Annotated in this window: 2 protein-coding genes; both read left to right on the plus strand. The window is 43.8% G+C overall.

Annotated elements, in window-relative coordinates; all coding sequences use genetic code 11:
- Positions 1–353 precede the first annotated feature (353 nt).
- Complete coding sequence (locus BB781_RS15470) at positions 354–545, plus strand: hypothetical protein (RefSeq protein WP_129582740.1); 192 nt, start codon at positions 354–356, stop codon at positions 543–545.
- Between the two features lie 72 nt (positions 546–617).
- Positions 618–2,093, plus strand: a 1,476-nt coding sequence (locus BB781_RS14780) for a NosD domain-containing protein (RefSeq protein WP_207205308.1), incomplete at its 3' end; no start/stop codon positions are given.

Genomic DNA, 2,093 nt, shown 5'->3' on the forward strand with positions numbered 1-2,093 from the left:
GCTTACATCACAACCAGTGAACTACAGGCAGCCATCAACTGCTGGCTCAATGATCTGAATACTCCGACAACCGGTGAACCTGTAACAACTAACAGGCTCCAGCTTCTGGTGCACTACTGGGTCCAGAACACCGAGTGTCCTGAGGGTGCAGACGCATAAACAAGTTAGTAAAACATTCTGAATAAATGCCCGATAACGGGTGTTTATTCTTCTTTTTTTCTGCTGGAATCCAATCAACTTTTTGAGTAAAAGAGATTTAGGTTTCTGTATTTAAATAATTCAGGTCATAAGTGCTTTTTTATTTGTCAGCTCACTAATATTATTCAAATAAATAACATTCGTTATCTGTAATTGTGTGCTTATATACTCCACTATTCAACCCACTTAATAACTTCAACGGACAGGTCATCACGCTTTCTGAGATCAGAAACGCCATAATCTACTGGAAATTCAGCGCACCTGGTCCGGGTACAGGGCATGCGCTCTCACTTTCAGAATACATATATGAGAATTTACTGGAAGTTCAGCGCGCCCATATGAAATAACATGTGGAGATCAGGGTTATCCCTGCCTTCCCAATTTAATTGATATAAAAAAAACTAAGTGGAGTACAAATAATGAAAACATTAAGAATAGCTGGTTTGCTGATGCTGGTATCCCTGCTTTCAGTTGCCTTAATGGCATCTACGGCACTTGCTGCAGGCGAGATCTCTGCATCCAGATCATTTGACACAACAGAGATTAGTGCAGGAGACACCGTCAGGGTCACTGTGGACATTACAGTGGGTGGAGACACAGTTTTAGGTTCAGTCTCATTGGCTGAGACCATTCCTGACGGATGGTCCGTCACTTCGGTAAATGATGGTGGCTGGACTCCGTCGGAGTCTATTGATGGCCAATGGCTGGGACCGTCTAGTGATACATTCTCATCCGGTTACACGACAACAATTGTCTATGACCTCACATCAAGTGCCACCAGTACAAGTATTTCGGTTTCCGGGCTGATAGAAGGCACCACCAACGAAATTCCCCCTGTTGATATAAGTTCTACAGTATCCGGACAGACAGACATCACCGTAACAGGCGGCTTAGCACCCGGAATTCACCTTTATGACGGTGACAGCTTTGTAGCCGCTTTTGCTAATGCAACAGCCGGAGACATCATTTACCTGCATGCAGGAACCTATGATTGCGGTACAGGCATTACATTATTAACGAAGTCACTTTCAATCATAGGTGATTCACCTGATACAGTCACTTTAGATGGTAAGTTCTTTGGTCGCGGACACGATATATATCTTGAAAATATTAACTCTGAGGGTCTGTGGCCTGGCACATTCGCAAATGCAACCCTAATAAATAGCATATTTTATGGAAATGTACCAACACCAGCGGGATACATCATTGTTGAGAATTGTAATATGTTTAATATGCTCGGTATGAGCGAATGCTACGGTATAGTTAGAAATAATAATCTGGAGGCGGGAATCGATATCGTGAACGTACCTTCTGGAAAGACTATGTTAGTTGAAAGTAATTATATCAATATCACTGGTTTTTCAAGAGGGCACGCAGGGGAGGGAACATTAACCTTCCAAAACAATATCGTTGACTCTAGTAGTGGACTTGGAAGTTTTGCGATAGGCGGTAATACTGAGGTGACAGGCAATACCTTTATCGGAGGCAACCCTGCTGCAACTGTGGACTCAGCTGATACAGCTGCTGACATTCTCATATATAACAATACATTTGATTCATGCACTAATGCAATAAGATTCACCGGTGACAGTGTTGCTACTATCTATCTCAATGAATTCATTGATGTCGACACAGTAGCTACGTGGCAATCGTCGGTGGGCTCTACAACACCCTCTACCTGGCAGTCCTCTGCAATGGACTACACAATCAACGGCGTAACCTTGAACGGTCCTCTTGGTAACTACTACTCTGACTACACCGGAGCAGATGGCAATGGTGACGGAATCGGGGACACAGCAGTTGATTTCGGTGACCTTGGTGCAGACAGCTATCCTCTGATGGCCCGGATGGAAGAAGGTGGAATTACCACAGTGCAGACTCTTGCAGAAATGACA

Origin of the sequence: Methanolobus psychrotolerans (assembly GCF_002243045.1) — an archaeon.
GTDB lineage: Archaea > Halobacteriota > Methanosarcinia > Methanosarcinales > Methanosarcinaceae > Methanolobus > Methanolobus psychrotolerans.